Genomic DNA, 17,029 nt, shown 5'->3' on the forward strand with positions numbered 1-17,029 from the left:
TGCGAGAAGCGGACACCCGTGTGACGATTGCACCATCGATCGCATATCGCGCCTCGTCCCGTCGCTACGTAGAGGTCGCAGTCACTTCGGCTTGCGGCCCATGCCCGCGGCAAAGGCGATCCGCAGGGCTTCGGACAAATTGCGGACCTCGAGCTTGGCCATCAGGCTCGCGCGATGGACCTCGACCGTTCGCGATGAACAGCCCAGGTCATAGGCGATCGTCTTATTGGGCAGGCCGTTCGCCAGCCCTTCCAGCACTTCACGCTCCCGGGGCGTCAGTGCAGCGACCCGCACGCCGGCTTCAGAGGTTTCCAGAGTGCGAAGGTCGACATCGTCGAGACGCGCGAACGCGCGGCTGACGGCGCCGAGCAGGGCGGCTTTCTCGAAGGGCTTCTCGAGAAAGTCGACCGCGCCGCCTTTCATGGCCTGCACCGCAACCGACACGTCGCCATGGCCGGTCAGGACGATGACCGGCATATTGACCCCGCGTGCTGCCATGGCGGCCTGAATCTCGAGACCGTCTATCTCGGGCATGCGCACGTCGAGGATGACGCAGCCGACGGCCGCCGACTTCGCCTCCTTGAGAAACTCCACGCCCGAGGCATAGGTCACGACGTCGTAGCCCGCGGTCTTGAGCGCAAAGCTCGCCGCCTTGCGGATGCTCTCCTCGTCGTCGACCAGATGGATGACGCGTCTATCCCCCATGTTCCTCCTCCGCCCGCGCATGGATCAAGGTAAAATGAAAGCGCGCGCCGCCGCGGTCGGGGCGCTCCATCCAGATACGGCCCCCATGCGCTTCGATGATGGTCCGGCAGATCGAAAGGCCGAGGCCCATGCCGTCGGCCTTTGTCGACTTGAACGCCGTGAAGAGCTGCTCCCGGACCTCGTCGGCGATGCCGGGGCCGGTATCCTCCACGGTCACCTCGATCAGCCCGTCAGGGCGCAACCTGGTCGCTACCTTGAGGTCGCGAACAGGACACGCCGCCATCGCCTCGATGGCGTTGCGCATCAGGTTGACCAGCACCTGCTGGATCTGCACCCTGTCGACGAGAACCGGCGTCGCGGCGGGATCGACCGCGAAGAAGCTGCGGATGCCGCGCTCGCGTGCACCGACCAGCGCGAGCTCGCTCGCCTCGGCGACAACCTGCGGCAGATCGTGGAGGCTCTTGTCGACCTCGCCGCGGGCGACGAAATCGCGCAGGCGCCGGACGATATGGCCGGCCCGCAGCGTTTCCTGTGCCGCATCATCCATCACCGACCGTAGCGACACGAAGGGTTCGTCGTCCCGCTCGTCGAGCATGTCGCGGATCGTCTCGAGATAGAGCGCGACCGCGGCAAGCGGCTGGTTGAGCTCATGCGCGAGGGTCGAGGCCATCGTGCCCATCGCGCTCAGCCGGGAGACATGGACCAGCTCTGCCTGCAGTTCCTTGAGCCTGAGCTCATCCTGCTCCTTGGCGGTGAGATCCCGGATGAAGCCGGTGAACAACCGCTGCCCGTCTTCACCGGCCTCGCCAACCGACAGCTGCATCGGGAAGGTCGAGCCGTCGCGGCGCTGGCCGACCACGACGCGGCCGAGGCCGATGATCCGGCGCTCGCCGGTCTGGAGATAATGCGCGATATATTCGTCATGCCGGTCGCGATCGGGCTGGGGCATCAGGCAGGAGACGTTGCGGCCGACGAGCTCGGTTTCCGAATAGCCGAACAGGCGTTGGGCGGCCGCGCTGAACGACGTGATGTCGCCGGTCTCGTCGATGATGATCATCGCATCGGGGACGGTCGCCAGGATCGACTGGAGATGCTGCTCGCGGGTCTCGATTGACGCCCGGACCGCCGCCTCGTCGGTGACATCGCGACTGATGCAGGCAAAGCCTCGATGTGCGTCGCCTTCGAACAGGGCGCTGATCGTCAGGCGCGCGAGATACTCCGCTCCGTTCTCGCAGACCCGCCACGCTTCGCGCTCCAGCGTGCCTTCGTGAAGGGCGGCCGCCAGGTCTGCGCACGGGCGGCCGGCCGCAATCTCGTCGGGCGGGTAGAACAGGTCATGGGGCTGTCCCAGGACGCGATCGAGGGGCCAGCATTCGGCACGCTCGCCTTCTTCATTATAGCTCAGCACGATCCCGGCAGGATCGAGCAGCGTCAGGACGTGGCCGCCAGCCTGTCGCAGGAACAGCGGCGCAAGCCGCGCTACGTCGCTGGCAATCTCGTCCGGCCCGCGCCTCGTGTCGACCATCGTCCCGGCTCACGGGCCTGACCGGGCGCACGGATCCGGGCGTAGCCCGACCGAGCCGCTCAGCGCCGCGCGAGAATGGCCTTCATCTCGTCGATTTCCTGCCGCTGCGAGCGCTTGATCGATTCGCAGAGCCGGATGACTTCCGGATCGCTGAGCTTTGCTTCCTGGCACATCAGGATCGCCCCGGAATGGTGCGGGATCATCGAGCGCAGAAAGGCCGTGTCGCCGATCGTGGTCTGGGTGCGGATAAGCGCGAAGCTGCCGAAGAAGGCGACCAGCGAGGCGGCGATCAGCGCGATGTTGGCGGCCTTCGACGCAAACATGTGCCGCATGGCGAGGATCATCAGCACTACCATCGGTGCGACCATCATCAGCGTCATGTAGAGCATGTTGAGGTTGTTGTAGAAGCTGTCGAGCCCGTCGATCATGACGAACATCACCAGATACATGATGACGCCGCTGATGACGGTCTGAACGGCAAGGCTCCAATAGGCGCCCATCTTCCGGGTGTTCATGTGGGACGAATGGTCCATGGCGTATCTCCTTCGCTCGGCGCCGGCCGACCTTGGTATGAGTGTAACGCCCCGCTCTCCTGTTCGCCCCCGCCATCAGCCGTCCTGATGCTAAAACCAGAAGCGAACGCCGGCGACGAAGCTGGTCGCATGGACGTCCTCGCCGGCAAGCCTCGACAGCCGCGCCGTGTCGCCGGCTTTGCGCAGATAGGAGACGCCGATATAGGGTGCGAACTGGCGGCTGAACTCATAGCGCAGGCGCGCGCCGAGCTCTATGTTGACCAGCCCCGAACCGATGTCGTTCTCCGGAATATCCTGCGCGGCGAAATTGACCTCGGCGCGCGGCTGCAAGATCAGGCGCTGGGTGATGCGCTGGTCGTAATAGCCCTCGACCCGGCCCAGAAGGTCGCCCTTGGTCGAGAGGAACAGCGCGCCTTCGACCTCGAACATGCCGGGAGCCAGACCCTCGACGCCAACGGTCGCATAGGTGCGGTTGGGCCCGCGGCCGAAGTCCTGGCGGATACCGCCCTGAAGATTGAAATAGGGGTCGATGGCCCGGCTATAGAGCACCTGCACCTCCGCGCTGTCGATGCCGCGGCCGAACTCGCCTTCGCCCTCGCTCTTGAGCCAGAGCCGGTTGATATCGCCGCCGTAAAAGCCTTCGCCATCCCAGCGATAGCCATCGCGACCGCTATGCGCCTGATACTCGAACAGGTTGAGCAGCACCTGCCCGAAATTGTTGCCGCCGCTGTCCTTCATCATGATGTCGCGTGAGCGCGCCATCTCGGCGCCGGGAAAATCACGATCGGCGAAGTGGTCGCTGGGGGGAGGCGGCGGGGGCGCATTGCCGGCCGGAAGCGCCGTGCCGGTCATTTGCATGCCGGGCATGGCGGTCTGGCCATGCTGCGAATGGTCCATCCCGGGCATGTCCGGCATCGCGCCGTCCTGATGCTGGGAGTGGTCCATGCCCGGCATGTCCGGCATCGCGGGAGACGCGGGTTGCGGCTGACCGGCCGCATCTCCCTGCGGCGCAGGACTGGCCTGGTGCTGCGAATGGTCCATCGCCGAGGTGGCGTCTGGCGCTGGTGTCTGAGCGCGCGGCCTGGCGGCGGCCTTGTCCTTCTTCTTCTCCTGCGCCGGCGGCACCTCGCCCGGCGGCGCCATGCCGGGCATGCCGTGCATTGAATGATCCTGGGCAAAGGCGGGCGCGGCAGCGAAAAGGGCGATCGCGCTCACCAGCGGCGTGAGGATGCGGGTCATTACGCGTCTCCCTTCGGACGGACGCTCACGACCCGCATCATCCCGGCATGCATGTGGTAGAGGAGATGACAGTGGAAGGCCCAGTCGCCGACCGCGTCGGCGGTGAAGTCCCAGGTCACCTTGCCGCCGGGCTGGACGATTACCGTATGCTTGCGTGGCGCATGATCGCCATGCCCCGTCACCAGCTCGAAAAAATGCCCGTGAATATGGATCGGATGCCCCATCATCGTGTCGTTGATGAGATTGACGCGCACCCGCTCGCCTTCGATGAAGGGGATCGGCTCGTGATGGTCCGACATTTTTTCGCCGTCGAACGACCACATGAACCGCTCCATGTTGCCGGTGAGGTGAATGTCGATGCTGCGGCTCGGCGCGCGCACGTCCGGATTGCGATCGAGCGCCATCAGGTCCCTGTAGACAAGCACCTTGTGGCCGACGTCGGCGAGGCCCTGGCCGGGCTCGCCGGTGCGGTCGACGGGCATCGGCGAGATGGTCTGGACGCTCGGGTCGCGCTTCACCTGCGGCGCGTTCGAGAAGTCTCGCATCTTCATCGACCCCATCGCGTGCCCGCCATGGTCCATGCCCGCCATCTGGCCATCGGCGCCCATCGCGCCGTGGTCCATCCCGCTCATCGCGGAATGATCCATCCCCGAATGATCCATGCCTGCCATGGCGCTATTGTCCATGGTCGCCATCGCTGCCGCCGCGCCGGTCGCGAGGCGCGCGGACGCGTTCTTCTCGGCCGTCGGATCGACGCCCCGCATAGCGCCGCCCGACATGTCCATGCCTTCCATGCCCGGCATCGAGGACATGTCCATGCCCATGTCCTTCATGTCGGCGAGCGGCCGTTTGCGTAAGGGGGGAACCTCGCCGGCCATGCCGGCGCGCGGCGCGAGCGTGGCACGCGCCATGCCCGAGCGGTCGATCGCCTCGCCGACAAGGGTGTAGGCCTTGTCATCGCCTGGGCTGACAACGACGTCGTAGGTCTCGGCAACACCAACCTGGAACTCGTCGACGGTGACCGGCACCACATTCTGCCCGTCGGCCTGGACGATGGTCAGCGGCAGGCCGGGGATGCGGACGTTGAAGGTGGTCATCGCCGACGCATTGATGACCCGCAGCCGCACCCGTTCGCCCGGGGTGAAGAGCGCGGTCCAGTTGTCCATCGGACCATGGCCGTTGACGAGATAGGTGTAGGTGGATCCGGTCACATCGGAGATGTCGGCCGGGTCCATCCGCATCTGGCCCCAGTCGAGCCGGTCCTTGAGCGGCTGATCCTTGCCCGACAGGAGCCCGGCCAGGGTCTGGCGCTGGAAATTGAAATGGCCGGGGTTGACCTTGAGGCGCCGGAAGATCGCCTGCGGCGAGAGCGCGCTGTGATCGGCGAGCACGATGACATGCTCGCGGTCATAGGCGACCGGATCGGCACCGGCGGGATCGATGATGATCGGGCCGTAATGGCCTTCCTGTTCCTGCAGGCCTGAATGGCTGTGGTACCAGTAGGTGCCGCTTTGCACGACGGAGAACTGGTAGAGGTAGTTCGAGCCCGGCTTGATGCCCGGAAAAGACACGCCCGGCACACCGTCCATATTGGCCGGCAGGATCAGCCCGTGCCAGTGGATCGAGCTGTCCTCCTCCAGCTGATTGATGACGTTGAGCCGCACGCGCTGGCCCTCGCGCAGCCGGATCAGCGGGGCGGGGACCGTGCCGTTGAGGCCGATTGCCCGGAACTTGCGCCCGTCGATGGTCATCGACTGCCGGGCGATGGTGAGCGTAATGTCTTCGCCCGACACGGTCGGCAGCGTCGGTCGCATCCCCGGCGAGATCGTCTGCGCCCAGGCCGGCAGCCAGGCTGACAATGCTGCGCCGCCGCCGGCGAGGGCCGCGCCGCGGAGGAACTGGCGGCGGTCGAGAGCAGAAATCATTCGGTTGTCTCAGCTTTAAGAAAGAGGGCGTACCTATTGGGAATACGCAGCATGGCCTCATCCCCCTCAAACTTTCTTTAATATTTCCGAAAGGCGTGCCCTAGCTCGATAGAGGCGCGTTTCGACCGCCTTCTGGCTGATCCCGAGAATTTCGGCGGTTTCAGCTTCCGATTTCTCGTCGATCGTACGCAAAATAAGCGTGTCCTTGAGGGAAGACGGCAGGGCAGCAATCGCTTTCATTGCTTGCGCGAGCTGCTGTTCGGCCCCGATCGCCTGATCGGGCAGCGGTGCGTCGTCGGCGACGCCGTCCGCCTCGCCGAGCGGTAGGGCTAGGGCAAAGAAATTTCGAACCGCTCGCCGACGCCGCCAGTCATGGCATTTGTTGATGACAATCCGGGACATCCAGACCTGGAAGGGTCGGGTTACGTCATAGCGGTTGAGTGCGGCAAAGGCCGCGACGAAGCTCGCCTGGGTGACATCCAATGCCTCATCCATAGATCCGACATGGCTGCGCACGAGCCGGTGAACCCAACCTTGATGCCGGCGGACCAGCTCGCCATAGGCCGCTTGCCGGCCTCCAAGCGCCAGAGCCGCGAGCTCCCCGTCCGAGCAGTCGGGGAGGCACGCGGTCATTCGGATTTGGCCGTCAGCGCTTTCACCACGGCGTCGTCGAATTTGTCCGTCTGATCCGGGCGCAGCACGGCCCGCATCGCGAAGATATGCTCAAGTGTTTCTTTCTGCAGCGCGCCCATGGCCTGGTGCGAGCGATCCACCGCAGTTGCGACTTGCGGGCCATAGCCATGCTCCGCTTCGATCGCTTCCGCGAGACGCGCATTGTCGGCGCGCAATTCGGCCTCCAGCGCTTGACGCCGGATCGCGTAGTTCTTCTCGATTGTCTCGAGTCGGCTGTGTTGCGCTGAATTCAGCTTCAGATCGCGATGGAGCAGCTCGTGCAGCTCATTTTCGACCGGGCGCACTGGAACCACATAGACGCGGCCAATGACAACGCCAGCGATCGCCGCGGCGAAGGTCACCAGGACGAGGAGCAGGAGCCGGCGGCGGTCGCGCATCACTGCGAGCTCAGCAGCGTCGAGGGCGCAAGCGCGAGCCGAGCATCGAAGGGCGATAGCGGTTTGGCATCAGCAGACCGTGTCGGAACTGCCGAGCCGGCAATTCCGATGAACAGCGCGGTTGCGGCCGCGATGCCGAACGTCATAGCGCCAAGGCTTGGTATGGCCCGGATGCGCGCTATTTCCGCCATGACCCGGCTTTCCAGGCCGCCGAGCCTGGGATCGAGAGGCGCATCGCGCAACCGCGAGAGCAGGTGGTCAAGTTCATCCATGGTGCTTCTCCGTCTTCATCCTTCAATACGCACGATGGTCCAGGAACCCTTGCTGTAGATTGAAAAGAATAATTGCGAGGGGTGGGGGCTCGGGCTGCGTATTGTCTCATGGGATCTACAGGAGAATGTTCCAATGCGTTTCTTTTCGCCTCTCGCAGTTATCGCCGCCGTCGGCCTGAGTGTTTCTGCTCCGGCCTACGCGCATCCCAAGCTTGTGTCCTCGACGCCCGCCGCGAACGCCAGCGTCTCGGCGCCTTCGCGTATCACGCTCACCTTCAGTGAAGGTCTGATGCCGAAGCTGTCGGGCGCCGAGATCGTGATGACCGGCATGCCCGGCATGCCCAACCACCGCATGGCGGTAACCGGCTTCAAGACGTCCGTCGAAGGCGACAAGACGCTCGTGCTGACGCTCGCCAAGCCGCTCATGGCGGGCAGCTATCAGGTCGCCTGGCACGTCGTCTCGACCGACACGCACCGCATCCAGGGCAATCTCGCCTTTACCGTCAAGTGACGCCATGAACGACGTGGCACTCGTCGCCGTCCGCTGGGCGCTCTACGTCGATCTCGGCCTGTTGTTCGGCCTGCCGCTGTTCGCGCTCTATGCGCCCGGCGGCGGCCGGATGGTACAGCGGCATCTGCCGATGGTAGCAATGGTGGCCGGTCTCGCCTGTCTCGCCCTCCTGCTGTCGGCGCTGGGGTTCGCGTTGCAGGCAGCGGCCATGACCGGGCTGCCGCTCACCCAGCCTGATCTTTCCATGGTCGCAGAGCTGTTCAACGGCACGTCCATGGGAACGGCGCTGAAGGCGCGCCTCGTCGCGCTCCTCGTTCTTCTGCTCTCCATCCCCTTCTATCGCCGGCAATCCCGTCCTGCCTTCATCGCCTCCACTCTGGCAGGCGCGGTCGCACTCGCGACCCTCGCCTGGAGCGGGCATGGCGCGGCCGGCGAAGGCGAGGCGGGCTGGCTGCAACTGGGGGCCGATCTCATCCATCTGCTCGCCGCGGGCGCCTGGGTCGGCGCGCTTGCCGCATTCCTTGCGCTGGTTCTTACCAGGCTCGCAACCGATGATCTCGCCACTGAAGACATGGACCGGGTCATGCTCGCCGAGGAAGCGCTGCGGGGCTTCTCCCTCGTCGGCACGATCATCGTCGCCCTGCTGATCCTGACCGGGACGGTGAACGGCTGGTTCCTGGTCGGCCCGGGCAACATCGCGTCTCTCGGGCAGTCGACCTACGGCCTGCTGCTCATCGCCAAGCTGCTGCTCTTCGCCGGCATGCTGGGCCTGGCCGCGCTCAACCGTTATCGCCTGACCCCGGCACTTGCGCAGGCGATCGAGGAAGAGGACGCGCCACGGGCGCAGGCGCTGCTGCGCGCGAGCCTCGTCGTCGAAGGCGGTCTTGCGATCGTCATTCTCGGGCTGGTCGCCTGGCTGGGGACACTGTCGCCACCCATGTCGATGTAGTTTATCGTTTCGAACGCCTCGCGTTGGGAGAAGCCAATGCAATCGTACACCCCGCCGCGCGGGACTGGATCGACGAAAGACTATGATCGCGCGATCCGCCTGTGGGCGCGGGAGAAGCGGTGGCGTGCCGCCATGCTTGCCATGCTGCGCCCGGATTGGCGCCTGGTAATCGCCGATTATGGCCGCCAGCACGGGTCTCATGCGGCTCGCCTTCCGCCTGACCGTGCAGCGGGCTCGATGGCATCGACGATACCCAGCCCAATGCCGACGGCGTGCTCCCCGGCCTGATGGCGGCCAAGCGAACGGGCCCGCCGATTTGGCCACTTAGGCGATTACGTATTGACCCTGACACGGTGTCAGACCCTAGATCGTCAGGCGTCGAAAGGAGCGAGGCGATGAACGAGACACATGGAGCGGCGCATGGCGGCGGTTGCTGCGGCGGCCACGGCACCGCTAAAGCGGCGACCGGCGTCAAGGACCCGGTCTGCGGCATGACCGTCGACCCGGCGACCACGGCGCATCACGCCGAGCATAGCGGTGAAAGCTATCATTTCTGCAGCGCGGGCTGCCGGACCAAATTCATCGCCGATCCCGAGCGCTATCTCGGCCCGCCGACGCCGCCGGTCGCGGCGCCCGAAGGCACGATCTGGACCTGCCCGATGCATCCCGAGATCCGCCAGGACCATCCCGGGTCCTGTCCGATCTGCGGCATGGCGCTCGAACCCGCGACCGTGACCGCCGACAGCGGCCCCAGCCACGAGCTAGTCGATTTCACGCGGCGCTTCTGGGTCGGCCTCGTGCTGGCTCTCCCGGTGCTGATCCTCGAGATGGGCGCGCATGTCTTTCCCGCGATCCATCGCCTCGTGCCGATGTCTATCTCGGTATGGATCCAGTTCGTGCTGGCGACACCCGTCGTGCTGTGGGCGGGCTGGCCGTTCTTCGAGCGTGGCTGGGCCTCGCTCAAGACCCGCAACTTCAACATGTTCACCCTGATCGCGATGGGGACCGGGGTCGCCTGGATCTACAGCGTCATCGCGACGCTCGCGCCTCAGCTGTTCCCGCCGGCCTTCCGCGGCGAGGACGGCATGGTTGCCGTCTATTTCGAGGCGGCCGCGGTGATCACCGTCCTCGTGCTGCTCGGCCAGATGCTCGAACTGCGCGCGCGGGAACGCACCTCGGGCGCGATCAAGGCGCTGCTCAACCTTGCACCAAAGACCGCGCGCCGGATCGGTTCTGATGGGAACGAAGAGGAAATCAGCCTTGATCTGGTTGCGGTGGGCGACCGCCTGCGGGTGCGGCCGGGCGAGAAGGTGCCGGTCGACGGCGTAGTCGAGGACGGCCGCTCCTCGCTCGACGAGTCGATGGTCACCGGCGAATCCATGCCCGTCACCAAGGCAAAGGCCGACACAGTGATCGGCGGCACGCTCAACCAGACCGGTGCGCTGGTGATCGTCGCCGACAAGGTCGGCCGCGATACCATGCTCGCACGCATCGTCCAGATGGTCGCTGAGGCGCAGCGCTCGCGCGCGCCGATCCAGCGCATGGCCGATCAGGTGTCGGGCTGGTTTGTGCCCGTGATCATCGCGGTCGCGGCCGTCGCGTTCATCGCCTGGGGCATCTGGGGTCCCGAGCCGCGCTTCGCCTATGGGCTGGTGGCGGCGGTCGCCGTGCTGATCATCGCCTGTCCCTGCGCACTGGGGCTGGCAACGCCGATGTCGATCATGGTCGGGGTCGGCCGCGGCGCCGGGCTCGGTGTCCTCATCAAAAATGCCGAAGCACTCGAGCATATGGAGAAGGTCGACACTCTCGTCGTCGACAAGACAGGCACGCTGACCGAAGGCCGGCCTGCCGTCACCCAGGTCGTGCCGGCGCCCGGCTTCGACGAAGCCGAGCTGCTGCGTCTTGCCGCCTCGGTCGAGCGGGCGTCCGAGCATCCGCTCGCGTTGGCAATCGTCGAGGCCGCGAAGGATCGCGGCATCGTCACGAGCGACGTCATCGACTTCGACTCGCCGACCGGGCGCGGCGCGCTCGGCACGGTCGAAGGGCGGCGCATCGTCCTCGGCAATGCGCAGTTCCTTGCCGACAAAGGGGTTGCGACCGATGCGCTCGCCAGCCAGGCCGACGCGCTGCGCCGGGATGGCGCCACCGCGATCTTCATCGGGGTCGACGGCACAGTCGGCGGCGCCTTCGCGATCGCCGATCCGGTGAAGGCCACGACACCAGAAGCGCTCGCCGCGCTCAAGGCGGAGGGCATTCGCGTGGTCATGCTGACCGGCGACAACCGCACGACCGCGGAAGCGGTCGCCCGACGCCTGGGCATCGACGAGGTCGAAGCCGAGGTGCTGCCCGATCAGAAGAGCGCCGTGGTCGCCAGGTTCAAGCGCGAGGGGCGGGTCGTCGCCATGGCCGGCGACGGTGTCAACGACGCCCCCGCGTTGGCCGCCGCCGACGTCGGCATCGCCATGGGTTCCGGCACCGACGTCGCGATCGAGAGCGCTGGCGTCACGCTGCTCAAGGGCGACCTGACTGGCATCGTCCGGGCGCGGCGGCTCAGCCAAGCGACCATGTCGAACATCCGCCAGAATCTCGTCTTCGCCTTCATCTACAATGTCGCGGGCGTGCCCGTAGCGGCGGGTGCGCTCTATCCGCTGTTCGGTATTCTGCTCTCGCCCATTATCGCGGCGGCGGCGATGGCGCTCTCTTCGGTGAGCGTGGTCACCAACGCGCTGCGCCTCAACCGGAAAGCACTGTGAACATCGGCGAGACGTCACGGCAGAGCGGCGTCTCTGAGCGGATGATCCGCCATTATGAAAAGATCGGCCTCATCCCGGCGCCGGCGCGTCGGGGTGCTGGCTATCGTGACTATGGCGAGCGCGACCTCCATCGCCTCCGGTTTATCGCCAATGCCCGCGATCTCGGCTTCCCGATCGAGGAGATCCGCACGTTGCTCAGCCTTTGGGCCAATACCGGCCGTGCCAGCGCGGAGGTGAAGCGGCTTGCCCTTGCCCGCGCCGATGAGTTTCAGCGCAAAGCCGAGGCGTTGACGGCGCTGCGCGACACGCTAATCGACCTGGCCGAGCGCTGCCAAGGCGACGAGCGGCCGGATTGTCCGATCATCGCCGAACTGGCCGCGGCCCGATCCGCATAGCATCCGGCATCGCACGGCCGAGAATTTTAGGGGTGCCCGTTTTCGGTCGATTCGTGCAGGTCGACGGCGAAAGCGATCCGCAACAGGTCGGGCAGGCTTTGCGCGTTGAGTTTGATCATCAGACTGGCCCGATGCAGCTCGACCGTGTGCGACGTGACGCCGAGTTCATCTGCGATAAGGCTATTTGGATAGCCTCGCGAAATTCCTCTCAGAACGGCCCGTTCGCGCTGCGTCAGTCTCGCGGCTTTCGAAAGAGCGTCGGCCTGTTCGGAGGCACGACGGGCTATACTCTCAAGCCAGCTGAAGCCGCGGTCGATCGCGCCGAGCAATGCGGCCTTCTCGACCGGTTTGGCGAGAAAGTCGGCAGCGCCCGCCTTCATCGCCTGTACGGCGAGCGTAGGATCGCCATTGCCCGTCAGCACCACGACGGGCATGTCGATACCGCGTCGCGTCAGCTCCGCCTGAACCTGCAGGCCGTCCATGTCGGGCATGTGCATGTCGAGAACCACGCAGCCTTTCTCGGCGTCCTCTGCGCTCAACAGAAACTCCGGCCCCGAAGCGTAGGCTTCTACGGCAAACCCTGCGGTCCGCAACGTGAAACTTAGTGCTTTTCGTATTGTCTCTTCGTCATCGACGATATGCACGACGCGCTTGTTCCCCATAGCCCCCGAGATCGATCAATACGCAGTGCCGCGAGGGCAGCGCTTCAAGGGATACTTCTCTGCACGTTGGACTATGGTCCCAGGTCAAGAGTAAAAATTTGGCGAGGCAAAACGGCGAAGGACAGCGAAACTGTGAGGGTTCGGCTACTCCGCTCACACCAATGCCGCGGTCGCTGCGGCTCATTGCCGGGTCTCTGCTCCGGACGATGCATGCGAGTTGCCCGCGCCGCCCTCGGCGCGATCGAGCCATCGCTACGCTTCCATCACATCGTCGACCGGCAGCGGGTTACTGGCGCCCGGCGGGCGAGGGGGGCGGGTTGGCCCTTGACGGCTGCGCGATCGGACGCCCAGGATAGCAGGGTGGCGCGCTTTACTTCGGGCTCAAGCTTCAGGTGCCCAGCAACGTCGAGGGGATCGATGAACGAGCGTGTGTGCGACACGACATATCCTCCTTCCCTGCCGCGATTTTCTCCGAAAGGGAGATCTCAGGAGATTGGTTCGGACTCGTTTAGGGTCAATGGATGAGGACGCGCACAGCGTTTGCCGGGCGTTCATTTCCGTCTTAGAACTGACGCGCAGCACGCCATTCAATCCGGTGGCGAACGGCCTCCGCGATCGCTGGCATGACGTCTATATCATTCGACGCATGTGCAACCGCGTTCGTGCTGACGATCCTTTCGACAAGCCCACCCAGAACCTGCGCTGCATCGCCGGCAAAAAGCGGATGCACGACCACGCAATCCGGTCGCGCGAACCCCATGCCGACCAGTTGGCGCGCCGCCTCGGTGAGGGTCCGACCGGATGAGGCGATATCGTCGACCAGCACCGGCTGGCGATCGAGAAACGCTGGGGCATTCGGAATCGAGATGGTGACGTGACGGTCGCCGGATCGGATTTTCTCGCACACGAGAAACGGAGCATCGGCATCGGCCGCCACCTGCGAGACCCACTGTTCGCTTTCCAGGTCCGGACCGATGATCAGCGGGCGAGCGACATTGCGCTTGATCCACGAGGCCAAAAACGGCGCGGCATGAACAACCTGGGTTGGGATGCGGTAGATTTCCGACAATTCATGGTAGCGATGGAGATGCGGATCGACCGTCACCAGCCAGTCGAGATGGCGAGACAGGATCGCAGCAAAGGTTCGCGACGTCACCGCCTCGCCGGCATGGAAGCGTATGTCCTGGCGCATGTAAGCGAGGTAAGGGGCGACGAGCCCGATCCTGCGAGCGCCAAGATCGCGCGCGGTGTCGGCTGCGAACAGCAGCGGCAACAGCTTGGCGTCCGGATGATCGAGACTGGACAGCAGGATGACTTCGCGGTCGCTGACGTCGTTTCCGACCCTGAGATAGGTTTCCCCGTCAGGAAACTGACGATGCTCGATCGTGCCGACCTCTGCATCGAGCGCGGCGGATAGCGGCTGTGCCAGGGCCTCGCTGCCAGGCAGCGCGAACAGGACGGGACGGTTCATAGCGCTTCAATCCCGAAGATCGGCCCGTCGCTCACGGCATAGGCCGCCGCATAGTCGAGCTCGCCCGGGCTCTCGGCATGAATGCTACACAAGGGAGCCCCGGCATCCACCATCTGGTTCAGCCGACACTGCAGTGCGACGCCAGCGGCCTTGGCCACCGGCGCGCCGGCGAGCTTCGCGACCGTCGCGAGCTTGCGATTGTCGATACTCACCAGGCGGCCGCTATAGGGAGCGATCATATCCTGCTGAAACCGGGCGACCGGCGGAGCCCGCATGCCGCCCTGCGCTTCGCAGATACGTTGGAACTTGGCCCAGGCCCCGCCGCTTTCGAGACACGCCCGCGCACGCGCATAGCCTTCGCCGGCCGGGGCCGCGTCAGCGAGCTCAAGCAGTCCTCCCGCCAGCTCGCAGGCCCGGTGGGCGAGATCCTCGGCGCCCGGCTGCCCCTGGAGGACGGCAAGGATATCCTGCGCCTCGAGCGCCGGGCCGATGCCCCGTCCGATCGGCTCCGCGCCGGGGCCGCGCATCACGCGCGTGCGAAGCCCGAAGGCTTGGGCGACCGAGCTCAGCGCGCGCTCGAGCGTATCGGCGGCATCGGTTCCGCGTACCTTGGCGGTCGGCCCGACCGGGATATCGATGACCAGATGGGTCGCACCGGCCGCAATTTTCTTGGACAGCACCGAGGCGACCATCTGCCCTACGGCATCGATATCGAGCACTCGTTCAACGCCGATGATCACATCGTCGGCCGGGCTGAGATTGACGGCGCCGCCCCAGGCGATGCAGCCGCCTTCGCGCTCGACCACCTTGCGGATGGCGGAAACGTCGAGGTCGACAGGTGCAAGCACCTCCATCGTGTCCGCCGTGCCGGCCGGCGAGGTGATCGCCCGCGACGATGTCTTGGGCATGATCAGGCCCTCCGCGGCCATGATCGAGACGATGATCGGCGTGGTGCGATTGCCCGGCAATCCACCGACGCTATGCTTGTCGACGATGACCGCTCCGGACCACTGCAATCGCTCGCCGACATCGACCATCGCCCTGGTCAGGCTGATCGTTTCGTCCGTATCGAGCGGGACCGCTGAGCATGCCGTGATGAACGCCGAGAGATGGACATCGCTATAGCGTCGCTCGGCGATGTCGGTCATGATCGCTGAAAAAGCCCCTTCACTGAGACGATTGCCATAGATGCGCCGACGCACTTCGGCGAGCGAGGCGAGAGGCTGGGCGTGCGCGATCTCGACCGGATCGCCCTCGCTGACGCCGAGCCGCCGCCATGCGGATTCGGACAGGCCGATCTCGCCGGGCGCTGGAGCCTCCGCGGAACTGTGCAGCAGCGAGACGACGATTTCCCGCCCGCCGGCGTGCAGCGCGACCTGCGCGCGCGACGCGAGACCTTCCGAGCGGCAGACGGGACAGTCTTGGCGCATGACCGCGATCAGATCACCTCCGGCAGCCGACAGGCCGAGGCGGTGTGCCCGCAGCGTCGTCGCGACAGGCTCTACTTCGGCGTCCTCGATGATCCCGGGCTTCACGCGAGCATGCCCCAGCTACCCAGCGCCGGTACGCTGCATGCCCAGCCCAGATCCTCCGAGACACGCTTCGCCAGGACCTGGGCGCCGGTCGGCTCGCCATGCGTGACATAGACATGGCGCGGGGGCTCTTGCAGCGACCCGAGCCAGCGCATGAGCTCGTCGCTGTCGGCATGCGCCGAAAGCATCGTCAGGTTGGCGACATCGGCTTCGACCGGGATATACTCGCCGTGGATCTTGATCGTCCGGGCGCCCCCGATCATGGCGGCGCCGCGGGTGCCCGCCGCCTGGAAGCCTGAGAAGAGGATGAGGTTCTTCCCATCCGGCGCGAAGCGCTTGAGATGGTGGAGCACGCGGCCGCCCGTTGCCATTCCACTGGCCGAGATGATGACCTTGGGAGCGGGGTTGGCGGTGAGTTCCTTGGATTCCTCCACTTCGCGCACATAGTGCGCGACGCTGCACGCCGCTTCGCACTCGGCGCGGGCCAGGCGATGCTCGTCCATGAAATCGCACATCAGCCCGCTCGCGTTGATCGCCATCGGGCTGTCGAGGAAGATCGGGATGTCGCGGAGGCGTCCCTGCGCGCGCAGACGCGAGAAATGATAGAGAAGCGACTGAACCCGTCCCACGGCGAAGGCCGGAATCACCACCGTCCCGCCTCTCTCGACGCATCGTTCGACATGATCTCCAAGCGTCTTTGTCGGATCGACCTGCTCGTGGCGCCGATCGCCATAGGTCGATTCCACTAGGACATAGTCGGCGCGCGCGGGCGGCTCGGGATCCTTCATCACCGCATCGCCGTAACGGCCGATGTCGCCTGAGAAGAGGATTGTCCGCCCCTTCCAGTCGATCTCGATCGACGCCGCGCCGAGGATGTGGCCGGCGCGATGGTAGCGCACCCTGATGCCGTCCGTGACTGCATGCCACGCTCCGAACTCGATCGGGCGGAAGAGCTGCAATGCCAGACGCGCGTCGGCCTGGGTGTAGAGGGGCAGCGCCGGCTGGTGCCTGGAGAAGCCGTGCTGGTTGGCGAACTCCGCATCCTTTTCCTGCAGATGGCCGCTGTCGGGAAGAAGGAGCTCGCACAGGGCCGCGGTCGCCCGCGTGGCAAGGACGGTCCCGTCCCAGCCCAGGCGCGCCATGCGCGGTAGTGCGCCCGAGTGATCGAGATGGGCGTGGGTCAGCAGCACCTGGCCGACATCCGCGACTTCGGGTGGGATCGATGCCCAATTAAGGCGGCGCAGATCCCTGGGTCCCTGAAACAGGCCGGAATCGACCACGATCTGAGTTTCACCATCGTCCACCAGATAACGCGACCCTGTGACCGTTCCCGATGCGCCGAGAAAGGCAACGCCGAGACCATCGGCCGGGCGCTTGGCCAGATCGATCCTTGCTTCACGCTCGAAGATGGTCACGCGGGAATGGTGCCGTTTCTTTCTCTTTTGCATGGACGCGGGCCTGCCTCTCACGATTATGTTCGTGAGCGC

General features: G+C 65.4%; 16 protein-coding genes. 4 read left to right on the forward strand and 12 right to left on the reverse strand.

Annotated elements, in window-relative coordinates:
- Positions 1-81: 81 nt before the first annotated feature.
- From ACFFJC_RS17325 to ACFFJC_RS17360, 8 genes are all read right to left on the reverse strand, one after another.
- Positions 82-705: a response regulator transcription factor gene (locus ACFFJC_RS17325; protein WP_379488705.1), complete on the reverse strand. Its 624-nt coding sequence runs from the start codon at positions 703-705 to the stop codon at positions 82-84.
- Positions 695-2,230 carry a PAS domain-containing sensor histidine kinase gene (locus ACFFJC_RS17330; protein ID WP_379488695.1) on the reverse strand — a complete coding sequence of 512 codons (1,536 nt, stop codon included), beginning with the start codon at positions 2,228-2,230 and terminating at the stop codon, positions 695-697. The genes ACFFJC_RS17325 and ACFFJC_RS17330 overlap by 11 nt, the downstream gene beginning before the upstream one ends.
- Before the next feature lie 59 nt (positions 2,231-2,289).
- Positions 2,290-2,763: a DUF305 domain-containing protein gene (locus ACFFJC_RS17335; RefSeq protein WP_013039091.1), complete on the reverse strand. Its 474-nt coding sequence runs from the start codon at positions 2,761-2,763 to the stop codon at positions 2,290-2,292.
- A 90-nt stretch (positions 2,764-2,853) separates the two neighbouring features.
- A complete protein-coding gene (locus ACFFJC_RS17340) occupies positions 2,854-4,002 on the reverse strand; it encodes a copper resistance protein B (RefSeq protein WP_379488696.1) in 1,149 nt (382 codons plus the stop codon).
- Complete coding sequence (locus ACFFJC_RS17345; RefSeq protein WP_007683365.1) at positions 4,002-5,927, reverse strand: copper resistance system multicopper oxidase; 1,926 nt, start codon at positions 5,925-5,927, stop codon at positions 4,002-4,004. Before ACFFJC_RS17345 ends, ACFFJC_RS17340 begins: the two co-directional genes overlap by 1 nt.
- A gap of 66 nt (positions 5,928-5,993) precedes the next feature.
- Entirely contained in the window at positions 5,994-6,560 is a 567-nt protein-coding gene (locus ACFFJC_RS17350; RefSeq protein ID WP_007683367.1) for an RNA polymerase sigma factor, read from the reverse strand.
- Positions 6,557-6,997 carry a periplasmic heavy metal sensor gene (locus ACFFJC_RS17355; RefSeq protein ID WP_007683368.1) on the reverse strand — a complete coding sequence of 147 codons (441 nt, stop codon included), beginning with the start codon at positions 6,995-6,997 and terminating at the stop codon, positions 6,557-6,559. The genes ACFFJC_RS17350 and ACFFJC_RS17355 overlap by 4 nt, the downstream gene beginning before the upstream one ends.
- The gene (locus ACFFJC_RS17360) at positions 6,997-7,269 is read right to left on the reverse strand and encodes a hypothetical protein (protein ID WP_004212738.1); all 273 of its coding nucleotides are present in this window, start codon (positions 7,267-7,269) and stop codon (positions 6,997-6,999) included. Before ACFFJC_RS17360 ends, ACFFJC_RS17355 begins: the two co-directional genes overlap by 1 nt.
- Before the next feature lie 133 nt (positions 7,270-7,402).
- Between ACFFJC_RS17360 and copC the strand changes: the two genes are divergently transcribed.
- From copC to cueR, 4 genes are all read left to right on the forward strand, one after another.
- A complete protein-coding gene (gene copC, locus ACFFJC_RS17365; protein WP_007683372.1) occupies positions 7,403-7,780 on the forward strand; it encodes a copper homeostasis periplasmic binding protein CopC in 378 nt (125 codons plus the stop codon).
- A gap of 4 nt (positions 7,781-7,784) precedes the next feature.
- On the forward strand, positions 7,785-8,729 hold the full coding sequence (gene copD, locus ACFFJC_RS17370) for a copper homeostasis membrane protein CopD (protein WP_020820523.1): 945 nt from the start codon (positions 7,785-7,787) through the stop codon (positions 8,727-8,729).
- A 395-nt stretch (positions 8,730-9,124) separates the two neighbouring features.
- Positions 9,125-11,482 carry a heavy metal translocating P-type ATPase gene (locus ACFFJC_RS17375; RefSeq protein WP_379488697.1) on the forward strand — a complete coding sequence of 786 codons (2,358 nt, stop codon included), beginning with the start codon at positions 9,125-9,127 and terminating at the stop codon, positions 11,480-11,482.
- The gene (cueR, locus tag ACFFJC_RS17380) at positions 11,479-11,877 is read left to right on the forward strand and encodes a Cu(I)-responsive transcriptional regulator (RefSeq protein ID WP_004212744.1); all 399 of its coding nucleotides are present in this window, start codon (positions 11,479-11,481) and stop codon (positions 11,875-11,877) included. The genes ACFFJC_RS17375 and cueR overlap by 4 nt, the downstream gene beginning before the upstream one ends.
- Positions 11,878-11,903: 26 nt before the next feature.
- Here the strand turns inward: cueR and ACFFJC_RS17385 are convergent, their stop codons facing one another.
- From ACFFJC_RS17385 to ACFFJC_RS17400, 4 genes are all read right to left on the reverse strand, one after another.
- Positions 11,904-12,539, reverse strand: coding sequence for a response regulator transcription factor (locus tag ACFFJC_RS17385; protein WP_004212746.1), 636 nt, complete (start codon positions 12,537-12,539; stop codon positions 11,904-11,906).
- A gap of 562 nt (positions 12,540-13,101) precedes the next feature.
- Positions 13,102-14,010 (reverse strand): ribose-phosphate pyrophosphokinase, encoded by a 909-nt coding sequence (locus ACFFJC_RS17390; RefSeq protein ID WP_004212748.1) that lies wholly within the window; start codon positions 14,008-14,010, stop codon positions 13,102-13,104.
- Positions 14,007-15,545: a thymidine phosphorylase family protein gene (locus ACFFJC_RS17395; RefSeq protein ID WP_004212749.1), complete on the reverse strand. Its 1,539-nt coding sequence runs from the start codon at positions 15,543-15,545 to the stop codon at positions 14,007-14,009. Before ACFFJC_RS17395 ends, ACFFJC_RS17390 begins: the two co-directional genes overlap by 4 nt.
- The gene (locus ACFFJC_RS17400) at positions 15,542-16,990 is read right to left on the reverse strand and encodes an MBL fold metallo-hydrolase RNA specificity domain-containing protein (protein WP_031304554.1); all 1,449 of its coding nucleotides are present in this window, start codon (positions 16,988-16,990) and stop codon (positions 15,542-15,544) included. The genes ACFFJC_RS17395 and ACFFJC_RS17400 overlap by 4 nt, the downstream gene beginning before the upstream one ends.
- Between the last annotated feature and the right edge of the window lie 39 nt (positions 16,991-17,029).

It is taken from the genome of Novosphingobium soli (assembly GCF_042432915.1).
In the GTDB taxonomy this organism is placed as follows: Bacteria; Pseudomonadota; Alphaproteobacteria; order Sphingomonadales; family Sphingomonadaceae; genus Novosphingobium; species Novosphingobium soli.

What these genes read in the sequence shown, in the direction of transcription:
- ACFFJC_RS17335 (WP_013039091.1), bottom strand. Translation starts at nt 2,763, where the DNA reads ATGGACCATTCGTCCCACATGAACACCCGGAAGATGGGCGCCTATTGG.
- copD (WP_020820523.1), top strand. Translation starts at nt 7,785, where the DNA reads ATGAACGACGTGGCACTCGTCGCCGTCCGCTGGGCGCTCTACGTCGAT.
- ACFFJC_RS17390 (WP_004212748.1), bottom strand. Translation starts at nt 14,010, where the DNA reads ATGAACCGTCCCGTCCTGTTCGCGCTGCCTGGCAGCGAGGCCCTGGCA.
- ACFFJC_RS17330 (WP_379488695.1), bottom strand. Translation starts at nt 2,230, where the DNA reads ATGGTCGACACGAGGCGCGGGCCGGACGAGATTGCCAGCGACGTAGCG.
- ACFFJC_RS17360 (WP_004212738.1), bottom strand. Translation starts at nt 7,269, where the DNA reads ATGGATGAACTTGACCACCTGCTCTCGCGGTTGCGCGATGCGCCTCTC.
- ACFFJC_RS17385 (WP_004212746.1), bottom strand. Translation starts at nt 12,539, where the DNA reads ATGGGGAACAAGCGCGTCGTGCATATCGTCGATGACGAAGAGACAATA.
- ACFFJC_RS17355 (WP_007683368.1), bottom strand. Translation starts at nt 6,997, where the DNA reads ATGCGCGACCGCCGCCGGCTCCTGCTCCTCGTCCTGGTGACCTTCGCC.
- ACFFJC_RS17350 (WP_007683367.1), bottom strand. Translation starts at nt 6,560, where the DNA reads ATGACCGCGTGCCTCCCCGACTGCTCGGACGGGGAGCTCGCGGCTCTG.
- ACFFJC_RS17340 (WP_379488696.1), bottom strand. Translation starts at nt 4,002, where the DNA reads ATGACCCGCATCCTCACGCCGCTGGTGAGCGCGATCGCCCTTTTCGCT.
- ACFFJC_RS17400 (WP_031304554.1), bottom strand. Translation starts at nt 16,990, where the DNA reads ATGCAAAAGAGAAAGAAACGGCACCATTCCCGCGTGACCATCTTCGAG.
- ACFFJC_RS17345 (WP_007683365.1), bottom strand. Translation starts at nt 5,927, where the DNA reads ATGATTTCTGCTCTCGACCGCCGCCAGTTCCTCCGCGGCGCGGCCCTC.
- copC (WP_007683372.1), top strand. Translation starts at nt 7,403, where the DNA reads ATGCGTTTCTTTTCGCCTCTCGCAGTTATCGCCGCCGTCGGCCTGAGT.
- ACFFJC_RS17325 (WP_379488705.1), bottom strand. Translation starts at nt 705, where the DNA reads ATGGGGGATAGACGCGTCATCCATCTGGTCGACGACGAGGAGAGCATC.
- ACFFJC_RS17375 (WP_379488697.1), top strand. Translation starts at nt 9,125, where the DNA reads ATGAACGAGACACATGGAGCGGCGCATGGCGGCGGTTGCTGCGGCGGC.